The organism is Cellvibrio sp. QJXJ (assembly GCF_024452345.1).
Taxonomy (GTDB): domain Bacteria; phylum Pseudomonadota; class Gammaproteobacteria; order Pseudomonadales; family Cellvibrionaceae; genus Cellvibrio.
This window is the reverse complement of the sequence record NZ_CP101662.1, coordinates 1,734,413-1,757,806: the sequence shown is the minus strand read 5'-3', so window position 1 is coordinate 1,757,806 and position 23,394 is coordinate 1,734,413. Positions and strand designations below refer to the sequence as shown.

Annotated in this window: 33 protein-coding genes; 23 read left to right on the top strand and 10 right to left on the bottom strand. The window is 44.7% G+C overall.

What is annotated here, in order from left to right; translation table 11 throughout:
- Positions 1 to 2 precede the first annotated feature (2 nt).
- From NNX04_RS07580 to NNX04_RS07520, 13 genes are read left to right on the top strand one after another with little or no spacing between them, the layout of a single operon-like run.
- Positions 3 to 419 carry a hypothetical protein gene (locus NNX04_RS07580; protein WP_261948024.1) on the top strand — a complete coding sequence of 139 codons (417 nt, stop codon included), beginning with the start codon at positions 3 to 5 and terminating at the stop codon, positions 417 to 419.
- A 14-nt stretch (positions 420 to 433) separates the two neighbouring features.
- Positions 434 to 790, top strand: a complete 357-nt coding sequence (locus tag NNX04_RS07575; protein WP_151031942.1) for a DUF3487 family protein — start codon at positions 434 to 436, stop codon at positions 788 to 790.
- The gene (locus NNX04_RS07570) at positions 783 to 1,427 is read left to right on the top strand and encodes a DUF2895 family protein (RefSeq protein ID WP_191968677.1); all 645 of its coding nucleotides are present in this window, start codon (positions 783 to 785) and stop codon (positions 1,425 to 1,427) included. The genes NNX04_RS07575 and NNX04_RS07570 overlap by 8 nt, the downstream gene beginning before the upstream one ends.
- A complete protein-coding gene (locus NNX04_RS07565) occupies positions 1,424 to 2,239 on the top strand; it encodes a TIGR03749 family integrating conjugative element protein (RefSeq protein ID WP_261948023.1) in 816 nt (271 codons plus the stop codon). Before NNX04_RS07570 ends, NNX04_RS07565 begins: the two co-directional genes overlap by 4 nt.
- On the top strand, positions 2,229 to 3,770 hold the full coding sequence (locus NNX04_RS07560) for a TIGR03752 family integrating conjugative element protein (RefSeq protein WP_191968676.1): 1,542 nt from the start codon (positions 2,229 to 2,231) through the stop codon (positions 3,768 to 3,770). The genes NNX04_RS07565 and NNX04_RS07560 overlap by 11 nt, the downstream gene beginning before the upstream one ends.
- Entirely contained in the window at positions 3,751 to 4,251 is a 501-nt protein-coding gene (locus tag NNX04_RS07555) for a hypothetical protein (RefSeq protein WP_151031938.1), read from the top strand. The genes NNX04_RS07560 and NNX04_RS07555 overlap by 20 nt, the downstream gene beginning before the upstream one ends.
- A complete protein-coding gene (locus NNX04_RS07550; protein ID WP_261948022.1) occupies positions 4,248 to 7,079 on the top strand; it encodes a conjugative transfer ATPase in 2,832 nt (943 codons plus the stop codon). Before NNX04_RS07555 ends, NNX04_RS07550 begins: the two co-directional genes overlap by 4 nt.
- A gap of 14 nt (positions 7,080 to 7,093) precedes the next feature.
- A complete protein-coding gene (locus NNX04_RS07545; RefSeq protein ID WP_261948021.1) occupies positions 7,094 to 7,300 on the top strand; it encodes a hypothetical protein in 207 nt (68 codons plus the stop codon).
- Complete coding sequence (locus tag NNX04_RS07540) at positions 7,284 to 7,724, top strand: TIGR03757 family integrating conjugative element protein (RefSeq protein WP_261948020.1); 441 nt, start codon at positions 7,284 to 7,286, stop codon at positions 7,722 to 7,724. The genes NNX04_RS07545 and NNX04_RS07540 overlap by 17 nt, the downstream gene beginning before the upstream one ends.
- The gene (locus NNX04_RS07535; protein WP_261948019.1) at positions 7,721 to 8,686 is read left to right on the top strand and encodes a TIGR03756 family integrating conjugative element protein; all 966 of its coding nucleotides are present in this window, start codon (positions 7,721 to 7,723) and stop codon (positions 8,684 to 8,686) included. Before NNX04_RS07540 ends, NNX04_RS07535 begins: the two co-directional genes overlap by 4 nt.
- Before the next feature lie 55 nt (positions 8,687 to 8,741).
- Positions 8,742 to 10,067 (top strand): integrating conjugative element protein, encoded by a 1,326-nt coding sequence (locus tag NNX04_RS07530; protein ID WP_261948018.1) that lies wholly within the window; start codon positions 8,742 to 8,744, stop codon positions 10,065 to 10,067.
- On the top strand, positions 10,060 to 10,410 hold the full coding sequence (locus tag NNX04_RS07525) for a hypothetical protein (protein ID WP_261948017.1): 351 nt from the start codon (positions 10,060 to 10,062) through the stop codon (positions 10,408 to 10,410). The genes NNX04_RS07530 and NNX04_RS07525 overlap by 8 nt, the downstream gene beginning before the upstream one ends.
- Before the next feature lie 10 nt (positions 10,411 to 10,420).
- The gene (locus NNX04_RS07520) at positions 10,421 to 12,091 is read left to right on the top strand and encodes a conjugal transfer protein TraG N-terminal domain-containing protein (RefSeq protein WP_261948016.1); all 1,671 of its coding nucleotides are present in this window, start codon (positions 10,421 to 10,423) and stop codon (positions 12,089 to 12,091) included.
- A gap of 19 nt (positions 12,092 to 12,110) precedes the next feature.
- On the opposite strand, the gene NNX04_RS07515 is transcribed toward NNX04_RS07520, so the two are convergent.
- The gene (locus NNX04_RS07515; protein ID WP_261948015.1) at positions 12,111 to 12,398 is read right to left on the bottom strand and encodes a hypothetical protein; all 288 of its coding nucleotides are present in this window, start codon (positions 12,396 to 12,398) and stop codon (positions 12,111 to 12,113) included.
- A 137-nt stretch (positions 12,399 to 12,535) separates the two neighbouring features.
- Here NNX04_RS07515 and NNX04_RS07510 point away from each other — a divergent pair, with 137 nt between their 5' ends.
- Positions 12,536 to 12,736 carry a hypothetical protein gene (locus tag NNX04_RS07510; RefSeq protein ID WP_261948014.1) on the top strand — a complete coding sequence of 67 codons (201 nt, stop codon included), beginning with the start codon at positions 12,536 to 12,538 and terminating at the stop codon, positions 12,734 to 12,736.
- A 21-nt stretch (positions 12,737 to 12,757) separates the two neighbouring features.
- Here the strand turns inward: NNX04_RS07510 and NNX04_RS07505 are convergent, their stop codons facing one another.
- Positions 12,758 to 13,150, bottom strand: coding sequence for a cold-shock protein (locus tag NNX04_RS07505; protein WP_261948013.1), 393 nt, complete (start codon positions 13,148 to 13,150; stop codon positions 12,758 to 12,760).
- A gap of 241 nt (positions 13,151 to 13,391) precedes the next feature.
- Between NNX04_RS07505 and NNX04_RS07500 the strand changes: the two genes are divergently transcribed.
- Both NNX04_RS07500 and NNX04_RS07495 read left to right on the top strand, forming a co-directional pair.
- Positions 13,392 to 14,003: a hypothetical protein gene (locus tag NNX04_RS07500; protein ID WP_261948012.1), complete on the top strand. Its 612-nt coding sequence runs from the start codon at positions 13,392 to 13,394 to the stop codon at positions 14,001 to 14,003.
- A gap of 8 nt (positions 14,004 to 14,011) precedes the next feature.
- A complete protein-coding gene (locus tag NNX04_RS07495) occupies positions 14,012 to 14,515 on the top strand; it encodes a hypothetical protein (protein ID WP_261948011.1) in 504 nt (167 codons plus the stop codon).
- Positions 14,516 to 14,518: 3 nt separating this feature from the next.
- On the opposite strand, the gene NNX04_RS07490 is transcribed toward NNX04_RS07495, so the two are convergent.
- From NNX04_RS07490 to NNX04_RS07480, 3 genes are read right to left on the bottom strand one after another with little or no spacing between them, the layout of a single operon-like run.
- On the bottom strand, positions 14,519 to 15,142 hold the full coding sequence (locus NNX04_RS07490; protein ID WP_261948010.1) for a hypothetical protein: 624 nt from the start codon (positions 15,140 to 15,142) through the stop codon (positions 14,519 to 14,521).
- Between the two features lie 20 nt (positions 15,143 to 15,162).
- Positions 15,163 to 15,765, bottom strand: a complete 603-nt coding sequence (locus NNX04_RS07485) for a GNAT family N-acetyltransferase (protein ID WP_261948009.1) — start codon at positions 15,763 to 15,765, stop codon at positions 15,163 to 15,165.
- 5 nt (positions 15,766 to 15,770) lie between these two features.
- Positions 15,771 to 16,097, bottom strand: coding sequence for a hypothetical protein (locus tag NNX04_RS07480; protein ID WP_191968672.1), 327 nt, complete (start codon positions 16,095 to 16,097; stop codon positions 15,771 to 15,773).
- A gap of 381 nt (positions 16,098 to 16,478) precedes the next feature.
- On the opposite strand from NNX04_RS07480, the gene NNX04_RS07475 reads away from it, so the two are divergent.
- Genes NNX04_RS07475 through NNX04_RS07465 form a run of 3 tightly spaced genes read left to right on the top strand, consistent with a single transcriptional unit; the run spans position 16,479 to position 18,962 of the window.
- Positions 16,479 to 17,492 carry a M15 family metallopeptidase gene (locus tag NNX04_RS07475; RefSeq protein WP_151031926.1) on the top strand — a complete coding sequence of 338 codons (1,014 nt, stop codon included), beginning with the start codon at positions 16,479 to 16,481 and terminating at the stop codon, positions 17,490 to 17,492.
- A 13-nt stretch (positions 17,493 to 17,505) separates the two neighbouring features.
- Complete coding sequence (locus NNX04_RS07470; RefSeq protein ID WP_261948008.1) at positions 17,506 to 18,363, top strand: hypothetical protein; 858 nt, start codon at positions 17,506 to 17,508, stop codon at positions 18,361 to 18,363.
- A gap of 11 nt (positions 18,364 to 18,374) precedes the next feature.
- On the top strand, positions 18,375 to 18,962 hold the full coding sequence (locus NNX04_RS07465) for a PEP-CTERM sorting domain-containing protein (RefSeq protein WP_261948007.1): 588 nt from the start codon (positions 18,375 to 18,377) through the stop codon (positions 18,960 to 18,962).
- A gap of 117 nt (positions 18,963 to 19,079) precedes the next feature.
- Here the strand turns inward: NNX04_RS07465 and NNX04_RS07460 are convergent, their stop codons facing one another.
- Positions 19,080 to 19,562 (bottom strand): hypothetical protein, encoded by a 483-nt coding sequence (locus tag NNX04_RS07460; protein ID WP_151031923.1) that lies wholly within the window; start codon positions 19,560 to 19,562, stop codon positions 19,080 to 19,082.
- Positions 19,563 to 19,670: 108 nt separating this feature from the next.
- Here NNX04_RS07460 and NNX04_RS07455 point away from each other — a divergent pair, with 108 nt between their 5' ends.
- The 4 genes from NNX04_RS07455 to NNX04_RS07440 all read left to right on the top strand — a co-directional run bounded on the left by NNX04_RS07455 (position 19,671) and on the right by NNX04_RS07440 (position 21,551).
- A complete protein-coding gene (locus tag NNX04_RS07455; protein ID WP_261948006.1) occupies positions 19,671 to 20,123 on the top strand; it encodes a hypothetical protein in 453 nt (150 codons plus the stop codon).
- Positions 20,124 to 20,349: 226 nt separating this feature from the next.
- Complete coding sequence (locus NNX04_RS07450) at positions 20,350 to 20,697, top strand: hypothetical protein (RefSeq protein WP_261948005.1); 348 nt, start codon at positions 20,350 to 20,352, stop codon at positions 20,695 to 20,697.
- Positions 20,698 to 20,744: 47 nt separating this feature from the next.
- Positions 20,745 to 21,305, top strand: a complete 561-nt coding sequence (locus NNX04_RS07445) for a hypothetical protein (protein WP_261948004.1) — start codon at positions 20,745 to 20,747, stop codon at positions 21,303 to 21,305.
- A 57-nt stretch (positions 21,306 to 21,362) separates the two neighbouring features.
- Positions 21,363 to 21,551: a carbon storage regulator gene (locus NNX04_RS07440; RefSeq protein ID WP_261948003.1), complete on the top strand. Its 189-nt coding sequence runs from the start codon at positions 21,363 to 21,365 to the stop codon at positions 21,549 to 21,551.
- Here the strand turns inward: NNX04_RS07440 and NNX04_RS07435 are convergent.
- Genes NNX04_RS07435 through NNX04_RS07420 form a run of 4 tightly spaced genes read right to left on the bottom strand, consistent with a single transcriptional unit; the run spans position 21,534 to position 23,332 of the window.
- On the bottom strand, positions 21,534 to 21,821 hold the full coding sequence (locus tag NNX04_RS07435; protein WP_261948002.1) for a hypothetical protein: 288 nt from the start codon (positions 21,819 to 21,821) through the stop codon (positions 21,534 to 21,536). The two genes, NNX04_RS07440 and NNX04_RS07435, sit on opposite strands and share 18 nt — an antisense overlap.
- Positions 21,822 to 21,823: 2 nt before the next feature.
- Positions 21,824 to 22,573 (bottom strand): hypothetical protein, encoded by a 750-nt coding sequence (locus NNX04_RS07430; protein ID WP_261948001.1) that lies wholly within the window; start codon positions 22,571 to 22,573, stop codon positions 21,824 to 21,826.
- On the bottom strand, positions 22,545 to 22,733 hold the full coding sequence (locus tag NNX04_RS07425) for a hypothetical protein (RefSeq protein ID WP_261948000.1): 189 nt from the start codon (positions 22,731 to 22,733) through the stop codon (positions 22,545 to 22,547). The genes NNX04_RS07430 and NNX04_RS07425 overlap by 29 nt, the downstream gene beginning before the upstream one ends.
- A 26-nt stretch (positions 22,734 to 22,759) precedes the next feature.
- The gene (locus NNX04_RS07420; protein ID WP_261947999.1) at positions 22,760 to 23,332 is read right to left on the bottom strand and encodes a recombinase family protein; all 573 of its coding nucleotides are present in this window, start codon (positions 23,330 to 23,332) and stop codon (positions 22,760 to 22,762) included.
- Between the last annotated feature and the right edge of the window lie 62 nt (positions 23,333 to 23,394).

The window sequence follows — 23,394 nt, the reverse complement described above, 5'->3', positions numbered from 1 at the left end:
TTATGTTACAACTAGTTCCGCCCTCACGGATGGTGATGGCTCGCCTGCACGCCCAATTTAAACGTTGGGTATCTCTAAAAAACCTTCCTTTATTAATACTCATTGGTTTGTTCAGTATCAACGCTGTACATGCTCAGGACATCACCATGCCGGAAATTGATATCGATGGCATTGATGAGGATTCTGACGGTGCAGACATTCTGATCATCATTCTTAAATTCCTCGGAAAAATCGCCATTTGGGGAGCAATGCTGTACGCCGGATTCGTTGCGCTCAAGACCATTTTGAAATCCTGGAACGAACAAAAATCGAATGACCAAGGCCGTTGGGGTGCTGTGATTGGCGACTCCCTGGGCAGTGTGGTGATGGTGATTTTCGTGATTGCCGTTGGCACTTGGGTTTTACGTTTTATGAGTTAAGCCGGGAGGCCACTATGTCAGAACATGATGATCCGTTAGCAGATGCGGTTAACCAGGAACCCATTGTTTATTACGACTGCACGCAAACCGAGTTGATGACTTCAATTTTGATTGGTGCGGTGGCTGGATTAATTATCGGTGTGATTCTCGGCATCGCTATCGGAATCATCATGTTCGGCATCGTGATTGGTTTGATTATCGGTCTGGGTATTTCGTGGGGTTTGTTGGAATGGCTGAAATACATTCGCCAGAAATACTACCTCACCTGGTTTAAGGAAAAGGTGTTGTTGATGAAGATCAATTTCGGCTTGGTTAACACCAAGTATATCGGTGATTCAAAACGTTTTGGAAAAGGAGCGCGCCGTGGGTGATGCACGCAACGCGCTTCATTCGCGCGACTCACATATTTGGACGCTTCGTATTGCTTTGGTTTTGGCATTTGCGCTGGCGTTGTTCCAGTCGTATGTAAATTACCAGCGACAAAACGAAATTACGGTACATGTTCCGCCTGATTTGTCGAAGGGGGCCACGTTAAAGCCCGGTGCACTACAGAAGCCTAATGCATATTCCTTTGCTCATTACGTGTGGAGCGGATTGAACGACTGGCCTGAATCGGGAAAAACGGATTACAAAAAAAATATCGAAAAATATAAATGTTTAATTACACCTGAATTTGAAACTTGGCTAAAACGAAATTTGGCACACAAAAATAAAGGTGGCGAGCTTGATCGCACGCGGTCGTTAACCGAGGAATTGTTTTATCAGGAAGGATTTGTCAGTGATGTAGGCGCGAATGTGGTCAGTGTGGCTATGGTTATGAAGCTTCAGGAACGTGTCGGAGCGATGAGGATCAAGAACGTCACCATGAATTACTCACTCCGCATAGTGCCCGATTTGCGACGCTGCAATGAAATGGGCATGGCGGTCGATGGTTTTATGGTAGACCCGACCCGCGCTGAAAATGAGGCCGAAGAAAAGAGTAAAAAAGAGAGGGCGAACAAGTCATGAAGAAATTGCTAACACTGTTTTTCCTGTTCAGTTATTCGTTAGTCGCGCAGGCAGACCGGACGCAAGTTTGGAATAACAATCCCATCACGATCATTCTCCCTGTGGGTGAAGAAGTGAGAATTACGTTTCCAACTGATGTGTCATTGCAAATTCCTGCAGCACTGGTTCAGTCATTGGAATCGCTTGCGCCCAATCAGCAAATTGTTTACTGGAAAGCGAAAGAATCCTTTGATAAAGCACGTGTCATCGCGCCGAGTACAGACAATGAAACGGTTTATCTGATTGACCTGGTGGCGCAGGACAACGCGATTGCCGAATCGATAGTTATCGAAGACCCGAGCAGAGTTGTTGCGCAGCACAACAATGACATTGCATCTGCAGATGGCACCATTGATATTTCTACTGCCGAACTGTCGGATCCACCTGAAATTGTTCTTACGCGCTTCGCATCGCAATCGCTTTATGCACCACGTCGATTAATGCCAGTAAATCCTGATATTGCCGCTATGCCAGTGGTGCAAATGCCATCCAATTTTCCACTGATGCGCAGCCAGCAAGGCGAGCAATACCGTTTTAGTGTGGTGGGTGCCTGGTCAGGATACGGACTGCATATAACGGCCATCTTACTGATCAATGAAAGTCAGTTAACGCTGCCTGTTAATCCTGGCTTGGTACAGGGAAACTTTACTCATATCACCCCTCAGCATTTACAGCTTGGCCCAAAAGGTAGTCTTGAAGATCGGACAACCTTGTATTTGGTGTCTGACGCTCCTTTCAGTGCGGCAATCCAGGAGGATGGTTATGGCTACTAGCATGAGCAGCAACAAACTGGTGTGGCTTGGTGTTGTCGCACTGGCAGCTATTGTGATCGTGGCGGTAGTGAATTCCGACAGTGAGCCTACCGGTAGTAAAACGTCCGGACAGTCTACGGAACAAACGGCGGCTAAAAACGATACATCAAAAGGAAAGCCCAAATCTTCGTCCACCAGTGAGGACGGTGACACTGTGGCTGAAACTATCCGTGAAGTACAAGCGCGCTTTGTGGAGTCCGAATCGAAAGACGACAAAATGGCAAAGGATATTGATGAAATAAAACGTCAATTGAATTTGATGCAAAGTAAAGGCACTGGAGGAACGCAAAGCACTGTCACGGATCCGCGAGTGAATGATGTTCTAAACCAATTTTCGTCGCTACAAGATACGGTGCAAACATTGGCCAAAAATGTGGTGCAACAAAAAGATGACGTGACGGCAGAAAGTAACGGGTATGAAGTGACGTCATATGATTTGGGTTACGGTGATGACGGTAGTGGCGCCGCTGGAAATAAAAAGAACAAAAATAATTATGCCGTAGGCCCGCAAGTAATGCCCGGGTATGTTGTTGTTCGTCCAATGACGAGAACACAGCTGCTCACAACGGATCCTAAACTCGCCGAAAAATTGCTTCGCGAAAAACTGGGTAATGGATTGGCGGGTGCGCAATCCGCTGCAGGTGCGATGACCCAACAAGCCGGTAAAACTGAATTAACGAACACCTTGAAAAAATCCGGTGGGAAAGCACTGGCAGAGGTTACACCCTATTACACGATTCCTGCCCGGGGCACTATTTTTGAAGCCGTGGCCATGACGGCTTTAATTGGTACTGTGCCGCTGGGTGGAAAAGTGAATGACCCATTTCCCGCCAAGTTTATTGTGGGTGAAGAAAACCTTGCGACCAATGGATTACGCATCCCAGGATTAAAAGGCATTGTGTTTGAGGGCATTGTACGCGGCAATTGGAATTTGTCGTGCGCTGCCGTGAGTTTAACCAAAGCAACTTACACGTTCACCGACGGACGTATTCAGCACATGGGGTATGACCAGGAACAAGGTGGCGGAGGATCGAAATCCGGTAAATCCCAATCGCCATTTGCTGAGGGTGAAGCTTCTGCAAGTATTGGTTATGTCACCAACCCTCAAGGCATTCCGTGCATTCCCGGGAAGCGTGTTACTGACGCGCACAAGCAATTATTCACCATGGGTATGTTAGGGGCAGCAAAATCGTATTTCGATGCGAAAGCGGCCGCTGAGACAACCACAACGGACAATCCATTGGGTGGTGGCTCTACCTCTGTCACCGGTGACAAATCCGCGTTTATCAACAATCAAACCTATGCAGATTCCATGACGACGGTTATGGAGTTTTATGACAAACGTATGCGTGATTCTTTCGACGCTATCTACGTCGATCCCTCTGCAAAAGTCTCACTCAACATTACCCAGGATCTGTACATCGACTATCACAGCGATGCACGCAAGCTCGCCTATTCCCAAGGAGGCAATCATGTTAATCGCATGGATTAATCGCATTCTCGTTATCGTCTTTATCGCGCTCTGTACCGGGTGTGCGTCGTCATTGGATGGCGTAACAAACCCGGATGCCCCCAACATGAAACAGGTGTATGAAGATTACACCGGTACTAATACTGAGCAGCTTGATAAGCGTCAGGCTGAATTGCTCCAGCGTCCGGCTTTACATGACGATGATTTGCAATTGGAACTACCACCATACCCGGCGCGGTTGGATCACCTGTATCCGCGACTGCCCAATCCGGATTTATTTATGTATGTGCGCCCACATGCTGTGGGTGCAACGGGTGCTCCAATTCCAGCGTACATCACACGCTTTTCGATGTACGAACGTCAGCCATATGCACTGCCGGGTGAAACCTTGGATGCCGCAAAAATCGTGACTGATTATCGCGTGAAAAAAATAAAAGAGCGCGAAGACGCACAGAAAAAAGAAAAGAATAAATCACAACCACGGGAGTTATTTCACGAATGACTTCAGATCCATTTCAAAAAGTTTCTGAGGGCATTCGCGATTTCCTATTGCGTGGATCGCCCTTGAATGGCAAGCCGGTAACCACGGCGGATATCAAGCGTGCCTACAGCTACCGCTCACCGATTGCAGGGTATTTGCCCTGGTTGGATATCATTGATGACGACAAGCTCTTGTTGGAAGATGGCCGTAGCGTTGCGGCCGTATTTGAGCTGCAACCGGTACCTACAGAGGCGCGCTCGAAAGAGTTTCTATTGCAGCAACGCAACCAGATCCGTGATTTTATTACCGGCGCATTTGAAGAACACACCGCATCACCTTGGGTCGTTTCAACCTATTCCTGGTTGGATACTGCTGCATTTACGTCGCTAGCAGACGCGGTGAAAGCCCATGCCATTAATGTGCACGCGCAGCGTGGTGTTGTGATCGATAAATACACGGATCACTTTATTGAAAATATTCTGCGGCCTCATGTTGAGGATATGTCTCGCAAAGGTGGATTGTTCACAGATCCCCTGGCCAATGATCGTCCTTGGGGTGGATCAAAGCGTAAATCCTATGTGGTGTTCTATCGCCGCCATACGGGAGCCAGCACGCGCCGTAAAGGCATGACACCAGAAAAAGAATTGGACACCCAATGTGAACGTGTTCATCAGATGTTACGCGCAGCGGGTTTGAACGGTCGGCGGTTAAAAGGTAAAGCTATCCGCGATTGGTTGTTTCGTTGGTTTAATCCCAATCCGAAACAAACCCAGGGGGATGTTGAAGCCTGGTTGAACATGAATCCTTATGCCCACACCGAGGATGAAAAAACGGCTGAATACGATTTGTCGAATGACATCATGACCCGCGATGTACGTTCCGACAAATCCACCAACTGTTGGTACTTTGATGGCATGCCGCACACGGTCTTATCCGTTGAACAAATGAGTCAGGTTCCTAAAATTGGACAGCTCTCAGCAGAGCGTTACATCAGCGAAGAGGAGGTGAGCGGCGCTAACGCACGTATCACCTGCTTGATCGATGAGCTTCCGGAAGGCTCCATGGTTATCACCAATTTTGTGGTGAAGCCGCAAAGTGCTGTACGAAAGCATTTGGAAAAATTGGCGAAAAATTCAAAGGGGGATACACCTGAAGCTACTGCAACGCGGGAAGATGTTGCGCATGCCCGGGCACAGATCGCCCGCGGCAATAAACTTTATCCTTACAGCATTGGAATTGCTGTTCGCGCTGCAGATGATGACGAAATGGATAACGTGATTATGCAGGTGGATACCAAACTCAGTGCAAACGGCTTACAACTGATTGATCCGGAATATGATGAGGTACGGCTTGATCGCTACATTCGTTTTATCCCGGGTGCCTATGATCCTGCATTAGCGCAAGTCGAGATTCGCCAGCGCCTGGTGTACGCCCACCACCTGGCGAACTTGCTGCCTGTTTATGGTCGCAGCGTTGGTACTGGTAATCCCGGCATTCTTGGTTTTAATCGTGGTGGCGAAGCCTTTACCTGCGATCCGTTATACCAGGGAGACCGTACCAAGAATGGCCATTTATTTTTGTTTGGCCCTACCGGTGCCGGTAAATCGGCCACATTGGTATGGCTACAAATGTTAATCACCGCTGTACACAATCCTCGATGGGTCGTGATTGAAGCCGGTAACAGTTTTAATTTGCTTTCCGAATTTTTCAAACTCTGGGGTAAAAGTGTTGTTGATGTTGTCCTGCGTCCTGGACAGGCCCCGTCTATTCCTCCGTTTAAGCCCGCACTCGATCTGGTTGACGATAACGGTAATCTGAAACAAAACCACTCTGTCATTGAAGAAGTGATGGATGGATCCGCCGAGCTGGAATCCGCTACCAAAGAGACCGACGAATTAGATAACTCCCAACGCGATATCCTGGGAGAAATGCTCATTATTGCGCGCCTGATGGTTACTGGTGGTGAAACCATGGAAGAGGCTCGCATGAGTCGTTCTGATGTAGGTCTATTGAAAAATGCCATTCTGAATGCCGCAAAAGCAGCAAAAATTGCCAAGAAAAAAGACCTGCTCACAGAGGATGTTATTAACGCACTTGCAGACCTGAAGGCGCATAAGCCTGAACGCGCTGGACGCATCGATGAGATGGTGGAAGCGATGGGTTTATTTATCGATGGTTTTGCGGGCGAACTGTTTAACCGTCCTGGTGATGAATTACCTGATGCTGATTTTATCCGTATTGAAATGGGTACCTTGGCATCCGGTGGTTCCAACAAAGATAAACTTTCTGTTGCCTATATCTCCATTGTCAATCAAATCGTTGCACGGGCGCAGCGCACGCAGCGTGATGGACGGCCAACGATAAATCTCACCGACGAAGCGCACGTAATCACTACTGATAAGTTGTTGGCGGCATACCTGGTTGTGCTTTCCAAATTGCTTGGACGGCGCATGGGATTGTGGCTCTGGCAAGCCACGCAAAATATGAAAGATTATCCCGATGACGCGGAAAAAATGTTGGCCATGTTCGAGTGGTGGATGTGCTTATTTGTGGATCAAGGTGAGCTCGCCAATATCGAACGTTTTAGAGCATTGAATCCGGATCAACGCACCATGCTGCTCTCGACAACCAAAGCACCACGCAAATACACCGAAGGCGTCATCATGAGCGATACAGTACAAGGCTTGTTCCGGATTGTGCCTCCTGGTTTATGTCTGGCCTTAGGGCAGTCGGAGAAAGAGGAAAAAACGGCGCGAGCGAAATTGATGGATGAGCACAATATCACCGAGCTTGAAGCCGCAACGATGATCGGAGAAATGATCGCCAGCGGCCGCCGTAAAGCCGCGTAACCGAGGAGGTTGGTATGAATGAATCGATAACCTATGCATTGAAAGTTATACCCAATGACAAAGAAATTCCGTGCCATCTGAGTGAATTGAAAAAGGATGATCTTTTTTATCTGGTGCAGGCGAGCAAAAAAAGTGAATTGCTTATTGCAACGGATAACGCGTTTCAATCGGATGTGAATGGTCAAACAATATGGAGTGTGCCTCATGAAATTCATGCATAAAGTAAATCATCTATTTTATTTGCCATTGCTTTTAAGCATCTCGATTAGTGTTCACGCGCAAACACTGATTGAAGTGTTTACAGATACGCCAACCCAGTTGGGTAACCTGCCTGGTACTGAAGTCATTCACTATGATCTGAGTGCACCAGAAAAGATAAAGGAAAAATATTTACCGGCACTTCCAGGAGATGTTAATCGCGCTACGCAGATCATGAAGGACTACTTAGCCTCTCCCCAAGGAAAGGAGTTTCAAGTAGCAATTCGCGAAGCTTATCGTGGCCATGAAAAAATGGTGCGTTATCAATTGGAAAAAATTCCAGCGATAGTTTTCGATGAAGGTAAATATGCAGTCTACGGCATCACTGATATTTCAAAGGCAGTAATGTTGTACAAAGCCCACCTTAGCCAAGAGGTTACGCCATGACGCGATGGATACTCTTGGTAATTGTTGCCGTATTGTCCGTATCGGCAACTGCACAAACAGTGAAGACAGGAAAAAAGAACGGCAAGTTTGAGACGATGGATATTGTAGAGTCCGCCGTTGAGTGCACCGACTGTTTTGATTGGGAACTAATTGGCATGTGCTTTTGGTTAAAGTGCAAATTATTTTCATGCAGTGTCGAAACATCAATGCGTGTTCGTCATTTTATTCCTGACCTGGTGGTGTCCAGTTATACCTACCAATCAGAGTGGGAAGACACCAAAGATTGGAATCACAATCCGAGCGGTGCGATTGGGCAAACCGAGAGCATCCAGGATCAAGCGACCGCACTCGATTTCAAAAGTGTCGATGTGATTTCCCATCCGGCGTTACCTATTTATAACAGCTTGGGTGGTGAGGAATATTTCTGCGAATCAATGCTCGATGTTCCAATGATGCCGCATTTTCTCAGTAGTCATGATCCTTCCTGGAATGAGCCTGGCATCGAGCAGCTGTACCCGCAATCAATTCTGGGCTGGCCCCGGTTCAGAACCGGTACCGGCTCCTGGATGGGACTGCTTGAAGGCTCTTGGGCGCCTTTGTATCCCCGTTGTGGATGGGGTGCACATCCTTACGATCCTATTAATGCTGCTGTTGCTGCGCATCGAGCGGCAGAAATTGTGACACGCAATGCACAACCTCATATCTACATGCCATTAACGGGTAATTGTGACAACCGTTGCTGGAAGCCTGGGGCCGTAAACGTCAACAACGGCACCGACAATCGCTTTCAAATGCTGGTGCCTTGGGTGGAAGACTCCACGCGCATTTTGAACGGCTCGGCAGCGTGGGCAAATGGAAAAAACCGTACACGTGAAAGTTATATGTGGACGTTGTGGCGGCGTTACTCCTGCTGCGAGAAAAAAGGCCAAGCATTCCTCTTTAAAATTGACTTTAAGAGTTAATCCTATGAACAAATTCCTATCACCAATTGCAAAAAAACTCGTACTCGGATTTCTCATGTCTATGGCTCCATTGGCGAAGGCTGGAGACATTGTTCGTCCGACGGGTGATGGTTCCTGGTATTACGCGATCGGAGGTGGTGACCCAATGATGTATTACCACCAGTCCAATAAAACCACACTCAATCTGTCTGCAGGTGCAGAGTGGAATATGTTTCGCGGATGCAGCTTTGATCCGAGCTTTGGAATCTCTGAAACATTCTCCGATATGGAACACAACGTGTACGGTCTTACTGAAGATGTGCTGGGTGCTGCGACCGCAGTTTTTAGCGCATGGGGTTTACAAAAGATCCAGGAGAATTGGCCAGGCTTATACGACACCTTGACGAAAGGCCTTAAAGACGCAAAAGAAACTTACACCTTGTCTTTGAAAACCTGTCGTGATGCAAAAGCAGATCTTCGTGCTGGTCGGGATCCTGTCGAGGGATGGATTGCGGTTACGCGTAAAAGCTCATGGGACAAAGCGTCCAAAGCAGGGGAGAACCCGGTGGAGGCGGAAGAAAGCATCGAAGCTTCTGCAGGAAATAGCGGTGTTACTTTTGCGGGTGGCGTTAAAAAAGGTGGCATTGGGCAACCGCCCATTCGGATCGTTGAAGATACTGTCGGCGCTGGTTATGAACACTCGGTAGGTTCACTGACGCCGGAGGATCCGGATAGCGTTACCGGTGATTCAAATATTGCCCGGGTATTTCCAACGGCGACCAGTGCAACAACCTGGGCCACAGCCGTGGTAGGCGAGCGTGAAGTGAGGACATGCAATCCACCCTGTGAAAAATTACGGACAAAGGTGGGGCAAGGCTTACGCTTCCAATATCGCAAAGAGCGCGAAAAAGTGAGTGCTGATTTGGATGCGCTCATGAGTAAACCGCTCAACTACAAAATGTCGGCTGCTGAATTGGATAAATTATCGGTTCCTGCGATGGGGCTCGTGATTAATGATTTGACGATTCAGGATTTAAAGCGTGCACCACTTGATCAACAAGCCATTCTTAGCAACAAACTGGTTGGCGAAATTGCACTAGCGCGTGCAATGGAGAAAGCATTGATTGTGCGTGATCTTTTAAATGCGGGTGCACAAGAACCCAATATTTCATCGGTGGGTGATGCAGCGGCGGTAGAAATTGATTACTCGCGTAAACGTTTGCAATCGGAAATTGACAATATTTTATTTGAAACTGAAGTGCGTCAAAAAGTAATTACCAACGCGGCCGGTAGTATTGCCAGAATGGGAACTCAACGAAATAGAGATGCCGGAGCAACGGAATACATGCGCACCAAGAGCAAAGAACCGCGCATGATGGATGGAGCGATCAGTGATGAATAAACCTTCTCTGGCCAAGCGTAGTTTTAAACATCTTTTGTGGTTCATTTTATCGTTCATCCTGTTATTCGTTTTTGTGAAAATGGGATTGAGTTTGATGGGGACGGAAGCAGAACAAATTGAAACGCTTAATCGTGTGAAACATTCTGCATGGTTGGTGTGGATCCGCTATGCACTTTATGCGTTGTTGTGGTTTGGCTGGAGGCCGTTATTGCTGCAGCTCAATTCGAAATTGCCTGAGGAATTTATCAGTGCCAGTCGGCGGCCGGTAATTGCGCTCATCCTCATGTATGAGATTTTTATCGCAAGGGATGTGATTCGCTTGATTTCAAGCTGGATAGCATAAGGAGAACACTATGCCTGTTGGCAGTACGATTGAGCTCTATACCACCATCTTGGGGTGGATTCTTTACGATGCAATCTGGGGAATATTGGCCTACACCGGGTTAGTCCTGGTGCCGTTCATCATCACTATTGTGAATGTCGTGATCGATACCCGGGACTCTGCCCAGGAGATATCGGCAAAAGGTTTAATTCGCATCCTGGAGACACGGATTTACATTATGATTGGGGTGGTGATGTTTGCAGCACAGCCCCTTATCAATGTGAATCCATCAAAGACTACCTACACGCAATATCGTTGTGGTGTTACGGCATCCAAAAGCCTTACGAAAACCATGACGGAATTAGCGTATGGGGATAGTAAGAGTACTTTGGACAAATCTACGGGCACCTTTGGGGTCATGTTGGATGGGCGTACACCGCGTGCACCGATTTGGTGGTACCTGACTACCAAGTTAAACCATGCTATCGCTCAAACCGCACGGCAGGAGCTTCCATGCCAGGCGGATCTGCGGACGATGGGTGCTGGTTTGTCCAAATTGAACATTGCCGATAAAGCACTCAAGGATGAGTTGAAGGATTTTTATAAGGATTGCTGGCAACCGGCAGCTAACCAGTTTGCCCGGGAGCGTCTTCCGGAGACTGAATTACCCGCGAAATTTAAGGATGGCGCAATCTATGACGACATCACTTGGCCTGGCAGCGAGTTCTTTATAAACCGTGCTGGCTACTACGACACCTTGCGAGCAACAAAGGCGGTACCGGCATTTCCTTACAGCCCGTCACGAGACAGTGTGAAATTCCCTGAGCCACCTTTAGGCGTTGAAATGGGCGGCTTTCCGACCTGTCATGAGTGGTGGCTAGGGTATGCCTCCGATGGGGTTAGTTTTGACAGCGATAAAGGTCTGCGGGAACGCTTACTGACCTACATCAAGAATGACGCCTTACCAGATGATTCCGAAGACAGTACCGGCGCCTGGTGGAAGTTCTGGGCCGAGGATAAGTTTGCAACGACGGCAGATGCTGACGATGCCCTCATCAAAACAACGCTTAATGCGGAAAGCGAAGATATCCAGTTAGAGCTTACCAATGGAGCGACTGACTATGGCGGTATGACAGGGTCAACAGTGGATCAATTTCAACGAGGAATGCGATCCTTGATTGGCGGTGCAGGCTTATTGATCGGGGGAGTCAAGAAAGCTGTAGAGGTTGAAATGGTTCGCCAGGTTGCACCGATGGTGCAGTCGATGGTTCTGCTCATCTTTACCGTTGGATTGCCGCTGTTTTTGGCCATGGGATCATTTTCCCTCAAAACCATGATGGCGCTGACGCTTCTCCAGTTCAGCATCATTTTTTGGGCATTCTTATTTGCATTGGCGGCGTGGCTGGACAACTTCTTATTGTCAGGGCTTTGGTCGGGTGCTGATAAAAATGCAAACATGCTCATGGATACATTAATGCCAAATACCAGCGGTGTTGGTACCCAAATTCTGGCAATTAGTTGGGTGACCTGGATGCTCTACACATTGGCTCCGTTAGCATTCACATATTGTTTGGGGATTGTAGGAGTGAGGGCTGGTGATCAAGTGGCAGCAATAGTAAATAGAGAGTCAGGGAACGTGGGAAATGCTTCAGGTGGGGGAGTTGATCTTGCTAAGAAAGTTATTACAAAGGCTAAAGGATGAAAATAATATCTACCGATTTTTATCGGTAGATATTATCTGGGCCATAACCCAAACGACCATGAGAGTCATAACCAGCTTCGCCATCTTTTGCGTATTCAGTGTTGGTGGCTGCTTTGTCGTCAGGCAAAGAAGCCCACACTGAAACGAGAGCCACAAACACTTTTGCTAAAACGGTCAATACCGTAAGCAGGAGCAAGCCAGCATGTTTGGTTAACCACCAGGTGCCTTTGGCCAAAGCCAACAGCACCACACCAGTAATCTGGGCAGTTTTGTTCCAATCGATGCTGCGGGTGTCTTTGGTGATCATGGCTTAATCCTCAAGGCATGGGTGCTTAAGCAATATATAGCAGGTTCGGGGTGAATGGAAAGTGAACAGCTCACAACTGATGTTCTTTTGGCACATGATGTTGCGTCTATGGATCAATACTGCAGGAATTAACGGTGATGAAACGAGATATCGCTGAAAAGGCCGAAACGTTGCTCAAGTTAATGCGAGAGCATGAATCTCTCGATCAGAAAATACGTGATACTTATAAGTTGGCTAAAACGGGTAATCAGGAGTCATTAGACAAACTGACCAATGTGTGCCTGGAACTTAATGAGCAGGTGAAACGGCACCTCGAAGAAAATTTAGCGGCTTTATAGGGTATAACTCTTTGAGACAACTTATCCAAGGCCGAGCAGCGTAATCAATAATGTTCCAATAACGCCCCTTTTAACACTACCGAAATCTTTGATGATTTTGCCGCATATTGGACATAAACTGTGTGCAGCAGAACCGTGATCAGTTACCAAGCGCGGATAGACGTTATTCTTGCAATGCGGGCATGGAACTTGGCCAGCTTTAGGGGCAGCAGCTTGTTTTGACAAAATGATAACTCTTGTTGCCGCAAGTCCTTTTGAGCCGGTTGTGACATCAAAAACAACTTGATCACCTGATCCTGGTAATTCAACTCCTGAAATTCCTTTTACATTAAAATAATAATCAACCCCTTCACTCGCAATAAAGCCATAGCCTTTTTCATAAGAAAACCACTTCACAGCCCCTTTTTTTGTCATCGGAACTCCTAATTTTCATGCGTTAAATTGCTAATAAATATATATGAGGTCATGATTTTAACCACATATTGAGTATCGTGATTTGATGTAATTATAAAGATCATCAGAAAGATATCCAATGACACATTTATCAATACATCAATGGTAAATTGTGGACTGGTTATAAATTGGGGATGACCAATTATGAATAGGCTGTTGTTTACCCTATAGTACCCTCGGATTATAAATCGAGGGATTACAAATGAATTTGTCCAGGACTCAGCGAGCAGAAGTGCGTGAATGTAAACGACAACCTATGTCGGCCTGCCAGCTCAAGGATCTACAAAAATTAGTCAATAACCCGGCCGGAACAGAAAAACCAGATGTGGTTAATCCATATTACCGTGGCAAAGTTGCGATCCGGGCTGGTGTCATTCACATCAATCTTACCTACGTTCTTACCGGCAACATCAATCGAGCTGATATTGGATTAAAAGATCTTCGATCCTTTTTTAGAGACCATGGGATAGTTGCCAATTTTACTGCCAATCCAATAAAACCTGATTTGCGTATTCATGGAGCATCCCTGACTGATATTGTTATTGGGCTCAAGATTTGTACATGTGAAGAGGGTTTGTATATCGGAGGTTGGGCTCCTAATCCAGACCATCCGACCTGGGGGAATGCATTGTTATTAAGCTCAACCTCGCCACGGTCATCCTGGAAGATTGAAACCGTTCATGAGTTTTTTCATAAGCTTGGTTTGAAGCATCGCAGGCTAGGAGGGATAATGGATTATATTGATCCCAATAAGCCGGATCGGCGCAAATTCTTACCTAGTGAACGTCAGCGAATTATTGACCTCTACAAATAGGCTTTCAAATGAAAGTATTTTTTTTAACTCCATTTGCGCTGCTTTTATTGTCGTGCGCTACTACTCAACGAACTACGCCAGACGGGAACGCGTGGGCCTCTTTTGCTTATGAAGGATTTGGTGCAAAAGTGGAGCGGCTTGCGGGAGTCGATGCAATCGATTGTGGGGTTATCAACCAAGTCAATAAAGCCGATCCGGTAAACAAAGGTAATTCCATTAAGAAGGCTCGCGCATGCGTTGACAAAAGTGTCGTAAGTGGGAGGCCCTTCAAATACGGTACAGTGCGGATCCCACTGGATTCATATTTATTTGAAACGTTGGTCTATACGCCTACAAAGAAATATTGGATCGTTCACTATGACGTGATGTTGGATGGAACAAACAACATGCACGTCATAAAACGGTGCAAGCGAATTGACCTGGCGAGAAGTGACTCAATTTTCGAGGGTGCCGATTGTGTTGAGGTTTCCACTCAGGAATGGCTTTCTGATATTCCAGAGCAGCAACGTTAATATTCAAAAATTATTAACCTGAATTGCTCCAATTCTGCATAAAAAATCTTCTCCAATAATGGTTGGATGATAAGTTATACTATTTCTCAACTCATCAGCATGATCCGCAAGTACATCGAAATAGTGGTCTGGCCTATTGTGCGCCACTGCATATGTGGAAGGCAGGGAGTAATCGATGATCTCCATAGAGGGAAGTGTGAGCCATGTATGAACATGTAATTTTGGCTTTGTCTTGCTGGATTCCAGTAATTTAATAAGATCGTTTTTGTCATGGTAAAAACGCTTATCGAATTGGTTCTCCACATATCCTACTGTGTAATACAATTCAGTTTTGAATAGATCTTCGAGCGGTTTTTTGATTCTGTAATGAATGGCGATGCATTGTCCGGCTACTTCTTCTATTGCTAATCGACCAACCTGTTTTTCTATCCATGATGGAATTTTTTTGCAAAGGTCGTCTGTAATTATTTTTTTTGACTGAAATTGCACAACAGGGGTATCTAATTTCAATTCACGCGTGGTATTTAATGCTTGCAAAAAGTTGTTAGCATAAACACCCTGAGGTTCAATATTGAGAAGTTCTTCTTTTTTTGTTCTGATTCTTAATAGTTTGGTTAGTAGATTCATTCTGGTGAGTCCCCGTGTAATTAGCCCGCTTTGATAAATGTATCCGTTTTTGCAGCTTTTATTTCGCGCATCATACTAAAGCCAAGTTTTTTCAGTAGTTTTCTAATTCCCACGCTATGAGGGCTTTTAAATACTCTTGCATAAATCGCCGTTTTGTCAGGTAGGTGACTTAAGCAAAACTGGCTAAGTTGTTCTGCGATGCCTTCTCGTTGGTAGCCGGGCTGAACTGACAGCATAAAAATCTCCCAAGCATCATGGTCTGATTCCGTGATACTTCTCATCCAGCAGTATGCGACTGGTTCGCTGCCAGCGTAAGCTGCAATCACATACGCCCTGGATACACCGCTAGGAAATCTCATTAGCTGCAGATAAATGGAGTGGGCGAATTGTTCCTTGAGGCTGTCTGATATGCGTACATCTATTTCAATATTGGGCAGGTGGTAGTGTCCCTTGTCGGCATGTAGGGATGCTAATTTTATAAAGCTATCGATGTCATTTTTTGATGGGGTTTTGAAAACCAAATTTTTTTTAATCGATACAGGTTGAATTTTAATTTCTCGATATTTTGAACCGAATATCCATAACTTGAAAATAAACCAATTCCAGGAAAGCCTCTTTCTCATGCGTGTTATCCAGGATAAATAACTTGAACAATAAAATAACTGCTTGGGATCAAGATCAATACCAATACGAACCCCAAGCATCCTGCATTATTTTTATGTCTAAATACAGGCTTGCCTGCGTTGGATTCTAACCATCTTTTGTGGCAGTCATTGCAGTAGGGCTTTTTATTATTGCGCCAAGCCGTCAACGTGCGCTCGGTATGGACTGATTGGCCACCACATCGGGCGCAGTTGAAGAGGGTGGGTTCTTTGTTACGTTTGGCGGGTAACAATTTAAAGAAAAGAGCTACTAATAGAATAACGAGAATACCGATAACAACCCCAAGTTCCATAATGACATCCTGCTCTAAGCGCTATTTTCTGTAACTGCCATCGCCAGCAATTCTATTGGTTTTGTCGCTTATTATTGCCGCATTTGAGTGTGGTATCAATAAACCTTAAACGGAGGATTAAAAGCGTTGAGTGTGATGCCATGTAATATCGTGTAATTGATTTATTTAAAACAATAGAGATCAACAGGTAATTTTTCATAGGTGTACCTCGCATATTTTTGGCGCAGAACACGTCAATAATCGCTTGCAGGAGCTTGACCGGAGCGTAGCTGCTCACCAGAATGCTCATGCTTTTAAAAGATGTTTTTCTAATGATCACTGTTATCTGGGTTTACTTCATGTTTAAGCCTTAATAGTAATATTTAATATGGAAGTTCATAGATGCGAAAACAAATTAAGTTCTTTGCCTGTTTGATATTTATTTTTTTCCCTCACTTAGCTTCTTCACAAGAAGAGGCTACCCCAGCGGCGGTTACAGGAACCTCAGTAAGTGGTGTCGGGTATGTTGATGTGTCGTCAGATGCAACCGGCATTAACGCTACAATCGGTAGGTGGGACACTCCCTACCCCTACGGATTAAATGGCCCGAGAGTTCCTGGCCTTGAGCCAAATGGCCCTAGTATTTTTTATATCGACGTAGATGTAAATGATGGTGGCAGAGCATCCTTTAGCTATTCCTATAAAACGTGGGATAGTGGCGTTTATAATTGGTATGATGTCTATGTCGAAACGCCCACTGGGGTTGTTAACTTGGTAAATAAGTTAGGTCAACCTGGAAGCAATTACGGAACGTTTTTTTCTAGCTCGGAAGTCGCACTGTCTGTAAGTTTAGATGAGTGGAGAGATCAGCAAGTAAGATTTGTCTTTTTAGTTCAGCAAGATGGTTGGGGAGACCAAAGTCAAGGTGCAGTAATTGGCTTTGGATTGCGCTCATGTACCGTTGCGCCATTAACACCCCTAACAGATGCTGCCGCGCTTGCCTTTGAAGGTGGCCAAACAGTTGATACCGCCAACTTAACAGCGGAAATGCAGACAGCTTTGAGCTGTGTTCAAACAGCGGTGGCAGAGGAAGGTGGGACAGTAAGGGTTAACTCGGCTTACCGTCCTCCGGAATACCAAAATCATTTGCGCGCAGTATGGGATAAGTGGAATCTATTGCGAAATATGCGTGAGCCAGAATGCTCTGATTTAAGAGATGAAATTCAAGCTGAGTTTCAACGGCACGGCTTGTTATTAACTCAAAGGCCAGCTACTGGTACAGGGCCTCATACTGAAGGGCGAGCAATTGATATGAGATCCAGTTTAACGACTGCTCGATTCTTAGAAATAACTGGTCAATGTAGTCTTTACAGAAGGCTGCCTGTTACCGATCCTGTCCACTTCGAACACCAGTAAACGGAATTAATTTATGAACAGAAAACTGAAAATATTTTTTTACAGCATTACGACAGTAATTTTCTTTGTGACGTTTATCACTACAAAAAGCTTTGCTCAATTGCCAGCGAATAATGTATCTGTGAATGTTTCAAAAACTTCCTTATCTGGCGGCAAGACCATTTATCAATATACAGTTGTTAACAATAGCTCTCAGCGCATAGTTAGTTTTTCTCTTGGGAGCGATTATGCTCACGGAGTATCTGAATTAACTTCTTATCCTGATAGCTGGTCTGTTGATAATGGTATTAAGCCTGGCTCTATATTATCTCCAACCAAATGGGATGCATTAGTTTTAACAACGGAAGGAAGTGCAGCAGTAGAGATTCAATGGAGCAACAATGATCCTTCGGGAGATATATTGCCGGGTCAGACTGCCACAGGTTTTGCAGTCACTCTCCAAGGACAAAGCAACCAATATTTAAATTCACATTGGACTGTGGTTTTTGGTAATGCTACTGCTGCATCTGGATTATTAACTCAGATAGGTTTGCCGCGTATTGCATTATCTCTAGAGTCGATATTGCCGCAAGGTTCGAACATGTTTAACGTTAAGATTACAGTGGCAAATAATGGCTCTGCCGTTGGAAATGTAACAGTATCCAATATTATCTTGAAAACTCTGGCTGGAAGTGGGGATGTTACTTTGGTATCGCCTTCGCTCCCGTTGACGGTAGGAAATGTTCCTGCTGGCGGTAAAACAACAATTTCGCTTTTAGTAAACGCCCCTCAAGGTATTTCTAAATTTTCAATTGCAGAGCAAGGTAGCGTCAACGCAAATGGAGTTAAACTCGCATTCTCTGGCTCTCAAGTGGCATATACAAAACAATAGGAAATTAGCGTATGAAAAGGGCTTTAAAAAGAACATTTGGAATTTTTGTCGTTTGCATGTCTGTGATTGCTAGTGCTTCGCATGCGGCTCTAATAGAGTTTAGCGTTTTTCCAAATAGTGGTGATGTAGCAGGTGCTCCTGGAACTACTGTTGGGTGGGGATACTCAATTACTAATAATTCGTCGAACTATCTTGTAACAACAGCAATCAATGCTGATTTATTCCAACACGGCATGCCATTGGCGATTTTCGACTTTCCTGTAATCGCTCCTGGAGATACCATTCTGGAAGCATTTGCTGTTGATACATCTGGTTTGTTCCAATTATTGTGGGATATAGATGCTCCTTTAGGGTTTGTAAACTCAGGTCTATTTTTCTTAAGCTCTGACTTTTACACAAATGATCCGTTACTGGGTGGTGTATTTATTTCTTCAGCCGAAGAGGTTGTTGCTGCGTACTCCGCTATAGCTCAAGAGGCTGCTGCTCCAGTACCGGAACCATCAACTTGGTCATTATTACTAATTACTTTATTGGCTCTTGGAATTCATTCATTTAGAGTAAGAGCAGTGAAAGATGGCAGTACTTCGTTAGTTGGGTAGTGTGATACTGCCCAATAAAATGTAAGCGCAAATCAAAATAACCGCGACATTGTTCGCGGTTATTTTTTATGACGAAGAAAAATCCGCATGAAGCGTTTTTTTTCAGTGACATCGCTGTTATTTCTTTTCAAGCAGATATTGAAGTGTTGGACGCATTTCCTCAACAAAAGGATTCACATCAGCTCGATAGTTAAAATACTTTATAGTGACTTGGGTGACATTTTCTTCAAGTTCAACAAGTCCAATCGAAACGCTGCATGAACTAGGGCAATAAGTGAAATGCTCCTTGTCAGGGTAATACGCTCGATAAATCGAATTGCCGAAATTAACAGACTCTTGACCAAAAGGGCCATAACTATCAGGCACCCAATTGCCGGTAGGGCGCACAACTTTACTAGTATTCGGATCTTTTATTGCTGCCCATTTTTTGTATACCGTCGAAATTGGATAAGGAACAGTGAACGTCTCTTTAATAAGGTCTGTCTTTGCGGGTGGCTTTTGTTTGGGTGGAGTGTTTGATGCCAGGTTTGGCAATCCTGAGCATCCCAAGATGGAAAGGATGGTAAGTGAAATTAAAGCTAGCCATAATTTGTTATGCATTTCGAATTGCTCCTTTTGAGATGATTAAAATGAGAACGTAAGCAGTTCGGACTGAATGGGAACTTAACAGTTAAGGTTTATTAACATTGTGCAAACTGGATCGCAAATATGAACGCGGCGGATATTCATGAGTTTTGTAAAGAATTAAATGAGTTCTATCGTGAGCGCTTTAAATATAACCCCAACTATAGAAGGTATCGTTGCCATGTCTGGGCCAATAAAATAGATGTGAAAACTCCTAAATATAGGCTGTGTCTTTCTTGGCAGGACTATGATAATAAAATTGCAATTACTTCTATCTCATTTACACAGACTCATGCTGGCCATGGAACAGCGTTTCTCACTTTGTTAGTTTCGCTTAGTAAAAAATATGGGTATGAGAGAATCGAGTTCATCAGTGTATGCACTGAGCCAATGAAGCAATTTGTTAAGAAATACAATTTTATAAATCATCCTCAGCAAAAATTATTTGATGAGGACGATGGTTGGTCGAAAGACTGGAGTTGCTCAGTAGCAGATTTAGTAAAAATGGGTTTTTCACATTATGATGCAGGGTATTGAAAAGTCGGTAACTGCTTTTCCCATATTCATTAATTTCATACATGGTCGCATTCAGGGTGTGGTTATCCTTTAAGGGGTAAGGCATTCCCTAATGGGAGGTTGACAGTGTTCCATAGGATTGAAAATGTGACCTTGCGAGCATTTTGATAGGGGACGCTTGTATTTGCCTGACCGGAAATAGGAAAATGCCCCATTCACGAATGACACCCCAACCCAAGGAAGCGTTATGCGATACCTGTTGATTGCCTTTTTATTCCCCCTGCACGCATTTGCAACCCCCGCCCCGGAATCATTGCTCCGGGAAGCAAGCGACCTGTACATGGTGGCAAAACTCCCTTACGGCGAAGTGACTGAACCCAATCTCGCTAAGTGCCTTGAAAAAGGCAATGAAGCGCAACAAAAGCTCAACGAGTTATTCAACGCCTATCCAGATCACACCGTAAGTCGTTCTATTGATGCTTTACGCTTAAAAGGAAAAGTCAAAGCTGCGATTTCGCAATGTGAAAAAATAAAAAAAGATTCAAGTAAAAAGCCTTACGAGCCCAAAAATAGAGACCACAGCGCTAATTTTTAGCCGGTCAACAATATATTTCTACAATTACATTGACTGTTGGAATCATCATGAAATCAAACGCTTTCTTTATTATATTAATTTCAATTGTTTTACTTGGATGCTCAGGTGATCCTTACGATAAATATGTCGGTTATTGGCAAAAAAAGGATGTTAAACATTATGAAGTTCTACAGATTAACAAGGATGGCGAAACCTACTTAATGAATGACAATATCTTTCGTGAAACTGATGCATTTGGACGTAAGAAAAATGCAACGGTGTTAAAAAAATCGGAAGGTCAGTTTTCAGTAGAAAATGGATTTGGATCAATTGTATTAGGGCTTTCTGAAGACGGAAATACACTTCATGCTGCAAGCCATACTTTTGTAAAAATATCTGAAGGCGAGATATCGTCTATTCTTGAAAAAATTGCTCGAGAGAAAAAAGACAAAGAAAAAAACAAAACCCTATGTGATGCATTGTCTAGCGAGTACAAAGAAGCCACTGCCATGCTTTCCCAAACTGATATGGGCTATAAAGAAAGGAATGAAAAGCGTAAGGCGCTGAATGAAGCGACCAAGGAAAAATCGAAGGCAATACCTGGCTGCAGACCTGGCTCTTTTTGGTAGATTATGATTCGCAACACACATCAATTTTTAAAACAATAGCGGTAAAAGGAGTTTGTTATGCTTGTGCTGACGCGCCGCCCAGGGGAAATGGTAAGGCTATACACCAGTGATGATGTCATTGAGATTTATCTTAACGATTGTAATCATCATCACGCCAAAATTGGCTTTGTCGCACCAGACAGTGTCGATATTGTTCGAGAGGAAATTGACGATCAGGTTGCTGAGAGTTCAGAAATACGCTCGTGATTCTGATCTGTCTCGTTGTGATGCTAAATATTCGGATGATTGCGGTAAAACCGTCATGACTTGCTTGGTGTTTTTGTCAAATGGAAAAATATAGAAATCATCATGCAAGTACACTGCCCATAACGTCACTCGATGAGACTGTTTGCGTACTACAACACCTAGTTGGTTATTTATCAGTTTGACGACTTCATCAATAGTTGTATCGGTAGGCAAACGCTGCTTCTGACGCTGGTAAAAATGATGGCTTTGTTGTTTTTTCTTCGAGGTCATGCCTAGAGCTCAAGTGCGAATTCTTTATTGTTCCATTGCTCAACCTGATCCGGGCTCAATGAGCCTGATTCAAGGCCTACTTTGCGCAAATAATCCTTGATATCTGTAATGCCCCAATTAATTGGAAGATTGTAAAAGGTCAAAAATAAATTTCGCGCTTCTTGATTGGTTAAAAATGTTTTTCGACGTTTGACCTGCTCATAAGAAAACTGTGACGGATCGCCAAAATAAAGCTCATAGTTGCTGATAACCCCTTGCCGTAGGCCGGGGTATTTTTTGGCAAAACATTCTAATTGATTGCGGATATGGCTTATATCATCGGTGTCTTGAATGATATTTTCTTCAATGTAATATCTAAGAGCTTGTTTTCTATATCGGGCACTATTGAAAAATAAAACACGTAGCCGCTTATGTTTCACATCCAGGAGTGATTCATCACCAAATAACCAAGTGAAAGTGTTTTTTGGAATTTTTTCTGATTTTCCATCGCTGTCGGCTATTGCATTATCCAATGCAATAAAAAAGTCAGTGCCAACGAGTCCTTTGAACTTTTCGGTATCAATACCTTTTGAGGAAAGTCGTTCATGCTCGCTGCTGGTGAAGATATCAAACTCGGGTACATCATCATGCAAGGCTTTGGCTTTGTAGGCCATAAACAAGCTTTCAGCAAAGCCTTCATTCAGGCCGCGAACGTCATAAAGGGTGCGTTGAACAATAGCGTACTCATTGTGGTTCAAAGGTCTGTACGGCATATTTGGTGTCCTCACTCTGCAGTCGTTTGCATTGGTCGCTATTGTCCTGCCTAATTAACTTGATGTAGGCCCACACCATAACAACCCAGATAACGATGATCATTGCCAGAAAAAACAAAAGCGTTATTTCCTGATCGGTAAATACATTTAATACCGGCACTGTTTGCTCCTTCGGATCCATTGGCTTTATTCGGGAGTTGCTGCACCCTGGGAAGCGTTCAGTATGCGATAGATGGTGGTACGCCCTAATTTATGCGTTTTCATCAATTCGCTTATTGGTTTGCCCTGGGCTCGCTCTTGTCGAATAAGTTCCTCTTTAGCATAGTCAGACAGTTTAGGCCTTCCAAATTTCACCTTATTACATTTGGCCTTCTCGATACCCTCCCTTTGCCGCTCTGCACGAAGTTGTGTTTCAAATTCCGCGATGGCGGCCAATAGCGTAAAGGTCAGTTTTCCCGTGGGTGTTGAGGTATCAATATGCTGATCCAGGACGTGTAAGTGAATACCTTCATCCTCAAATCGTTGGGAAATGTTGACCAGTTCATGTACTGACCTGGCCAGACGATCCAAACGGGTAATGACCAATGTATCTCCCTCCCGGAGAAAGCTCATGCAAGCCTTATATTCCGGCCGTGCTTTTTTGGTGCCACTGAGCTTTTCCCGATAAACGCGCTCACAACCGGCGGCGGTCAATTTGTCCAGTTGGATCTCCAGACTCTGGCCAATAGAGCTCACACGCGCATATCCGATTCTTGCCATAGGTTCCAGAAGTCGCTAATAGGTTATGGAAATCATATTATGGCACTACTTTTGGGACGGTC

Coding starts and splice junctions, on each gene's coding strand:
- NNX04_RS07580 (WP_261948024.1), top strand. CDS start 3: ATGTTACAACTAGTTCCGCCCTCACGGATGGTGATGGCTCGCCTGCAC.
- NNX04_RS07575 (WP_151031942.1), top strand. CDS start 434: ATGTCAGAACATGATGATCCGTTAGCAGATGCGGTTAACCAGGAACCC.
- NNX04_RS07565 (WP_261948023.1), top strand. CDS start 1,424: ATGAAGAAATTGCTAACACTGTTTTTCCTGTTCAGTTATTCGTTAGTC.
- NNX04_RS07560 (WP_191968676.1), top strand. CDS start 2,229: ATGGCTACTAGCATGAGCAGCAACAAACTGGTGTGGCTTGGTGTTGTC.
- NNX04_RS07555 (WP_151031938.1), top strand. CDS start 3,751: ATGTTAATCGCATGGATTAATCGCATTCTCGTTATCGTCTTTATCGCG.
- NNX04_RS07550 (WP_261948022.1), top strand. CDS start 4,248: ATGACTTCAGATCCATTTCAAAAAGTTTCTGAGGGCATTCGCGATTTC.
- NNX04_RS07545 (WP_261948021.1), top strand. CDS start 7,094: ATGAATGAATCGATAACCTATGCATTGAAAGTTATACCCAATGACAAA.
- NNX04_RS07540 (WP_261948020.1), top strand. CDS start 7,284: ATGAAATTCATGCATAAAGTAAATCATCTATTTTATTTGCCATTGCTT.
- NNX04_RS07535 (WP_261948019.1), top strand. CDS start 7,721: ATGACGCGATGGATACTCTTGGTAATTGTTGCCGTATTGTCCGTATCG.
- NNX04_RS07530 (WP_261948018.1), top strand. CDS start 8,742: ATGTCTATGGCTCCATTGGCGAAGGCTGGAGACATTGTTCGTCCGACG.
- NNX04_RS07525 (WP_261948017.1), top strand. CDS start 10,060: ATGAATAAACCTTCTCTGGCCAAGCGTAGTTTTAAACATCTTTTGTGG.
- NNX04_RS07520 (WP_261948016.1), top strand. CDS start 10,421: ATGCCTGTTGGCAGTACGATTGAGCTCTATACCACCATCTTGGGGTGG.
- NNX04_RS07515 (WP_261948015.1), bottom strand. CDS start 12,398: ATGATCACCAAAGACACCCGCAGCATCGATTGGAACAAAACTGCCCAG.
- NNX04_RS07510 (WP_261948014.1), top strand. CDS start 12,536: ATGAAACGAGATATCGCTGAAAAGGCCGAAACGTTGCTCAAGTTAATG.
- NNX04_RS07505 (WP_261948013.1), bottom strand. CDS start 13,150: ATGACAAAAAAAGGGGCTGTGAAGTGGTTTTCTTATGAAAAAGGCTAT.
- NNX04_RS07500 (WP_261948012.1), top strand. CDS start 13,392: ATGAATTTGTCCAGGACTCAGCGAGCAGAAGTGCGTGAATGTAAACGA.
- NNX04_RS07495 (WP_261948011.1), top strand. CDS start 14,012: ATGAAAGTATTTTTTTTAACTCCATTTGCGCTGCTTTTATTGTCGTGC.
- NNX04_RS07490 (WP_261948010.1), bottom strand. CDS start 15,142: ATGAATCTACTAACCAAACTATTAAGAATCAGAACAAAAAAAGAAGAA.
- NNX04_RS07485 (WP_261948009.1), bottom strand. CDS start 15,765: ATGAGAAAGAGGCTTTCCTGGAATTGGTTTATTTTCAAGTTATGGATA.
- NNX04_RS07480 (WP_191968672.1), bottom strand. CDS start 16,097: ATGGAACTTGGGGTTGTTATCGGTATTCTCGTTATTCTATTAGTAGCT.
- NNX04_RS07475 (WP_151031926.1), top strand. CDS start 16,479: ATGCGAAAACAAATTAAGTTCTTTGCCTGTTTGATATTTATTTTTTTC.
- NNX04_RS07470 (WP_261948008.1), top strand. CDS start 17,506: ATGAACAGAAAACTGAAAATATTTTTTTACAGCATTACGACAGTAATT.
- NNX04_RS07465 (WP_261948007.1), top strand. CDS start 18,375: ATGAAAAGGGCTTTAAAAAGAACATTTGGAATTTTTGTCGTTTGCATG.
- NNX04_RS07460 (WP_151031923.1), bottom strand. CDS start 19,562: ATGCATAACAAATTATGGCTAGCTTTAATTTCACTTACCATCCTTTCC.
- NNX04_RS07455 (WP_261948006.1), top strand. CDS start 19,671: ATGAACGCGGCGGATATTCATGAGTTTTGTAAAGAATTAAATGAGTTC.
- NNX04_RS07450 (WP_261948005.1), top strand. CDS start 20,350: ATGCGATACCTGTTGATTGCCTTTTTATTCCCCCTGCACGCATTTGCA.
- NNX04_RS07445 (WP_261948004.1), top strand. CDS start 20,745: ATGAAATCAAACGCTTTCTTTATTATATTAATTTCAATTGTTTTACTT.
- NNX04_RS07440 (WP_261948003.1), top strand. CDS start 21,363: ATGCTTGTGCTGACGCGCCGCCCAGGGGAAATGGTAAGGCTATACACC.
- NNX04_RS07435 (WP_261948002.1), bottom strand. CDS start 21,821: ATGACCTCGAAGAAAAAACAACAAAGCCATCATTTTTACCAGCGTCAG.
- NNX04_RS07430 (WP_261948001.1), bottom strand. CDS start 22,573: ATGCCGTACAGACCTTTGAACCACAATGAGTACGCTATTGTTCAACGC.
- NNX04_RS07420 (WP_261947999.1), bottom strand. CDS start 23,332: ATGGCAAGAATCGGATATGCGCGTGTGAGCTCTATTGGCCAGAGTCTG.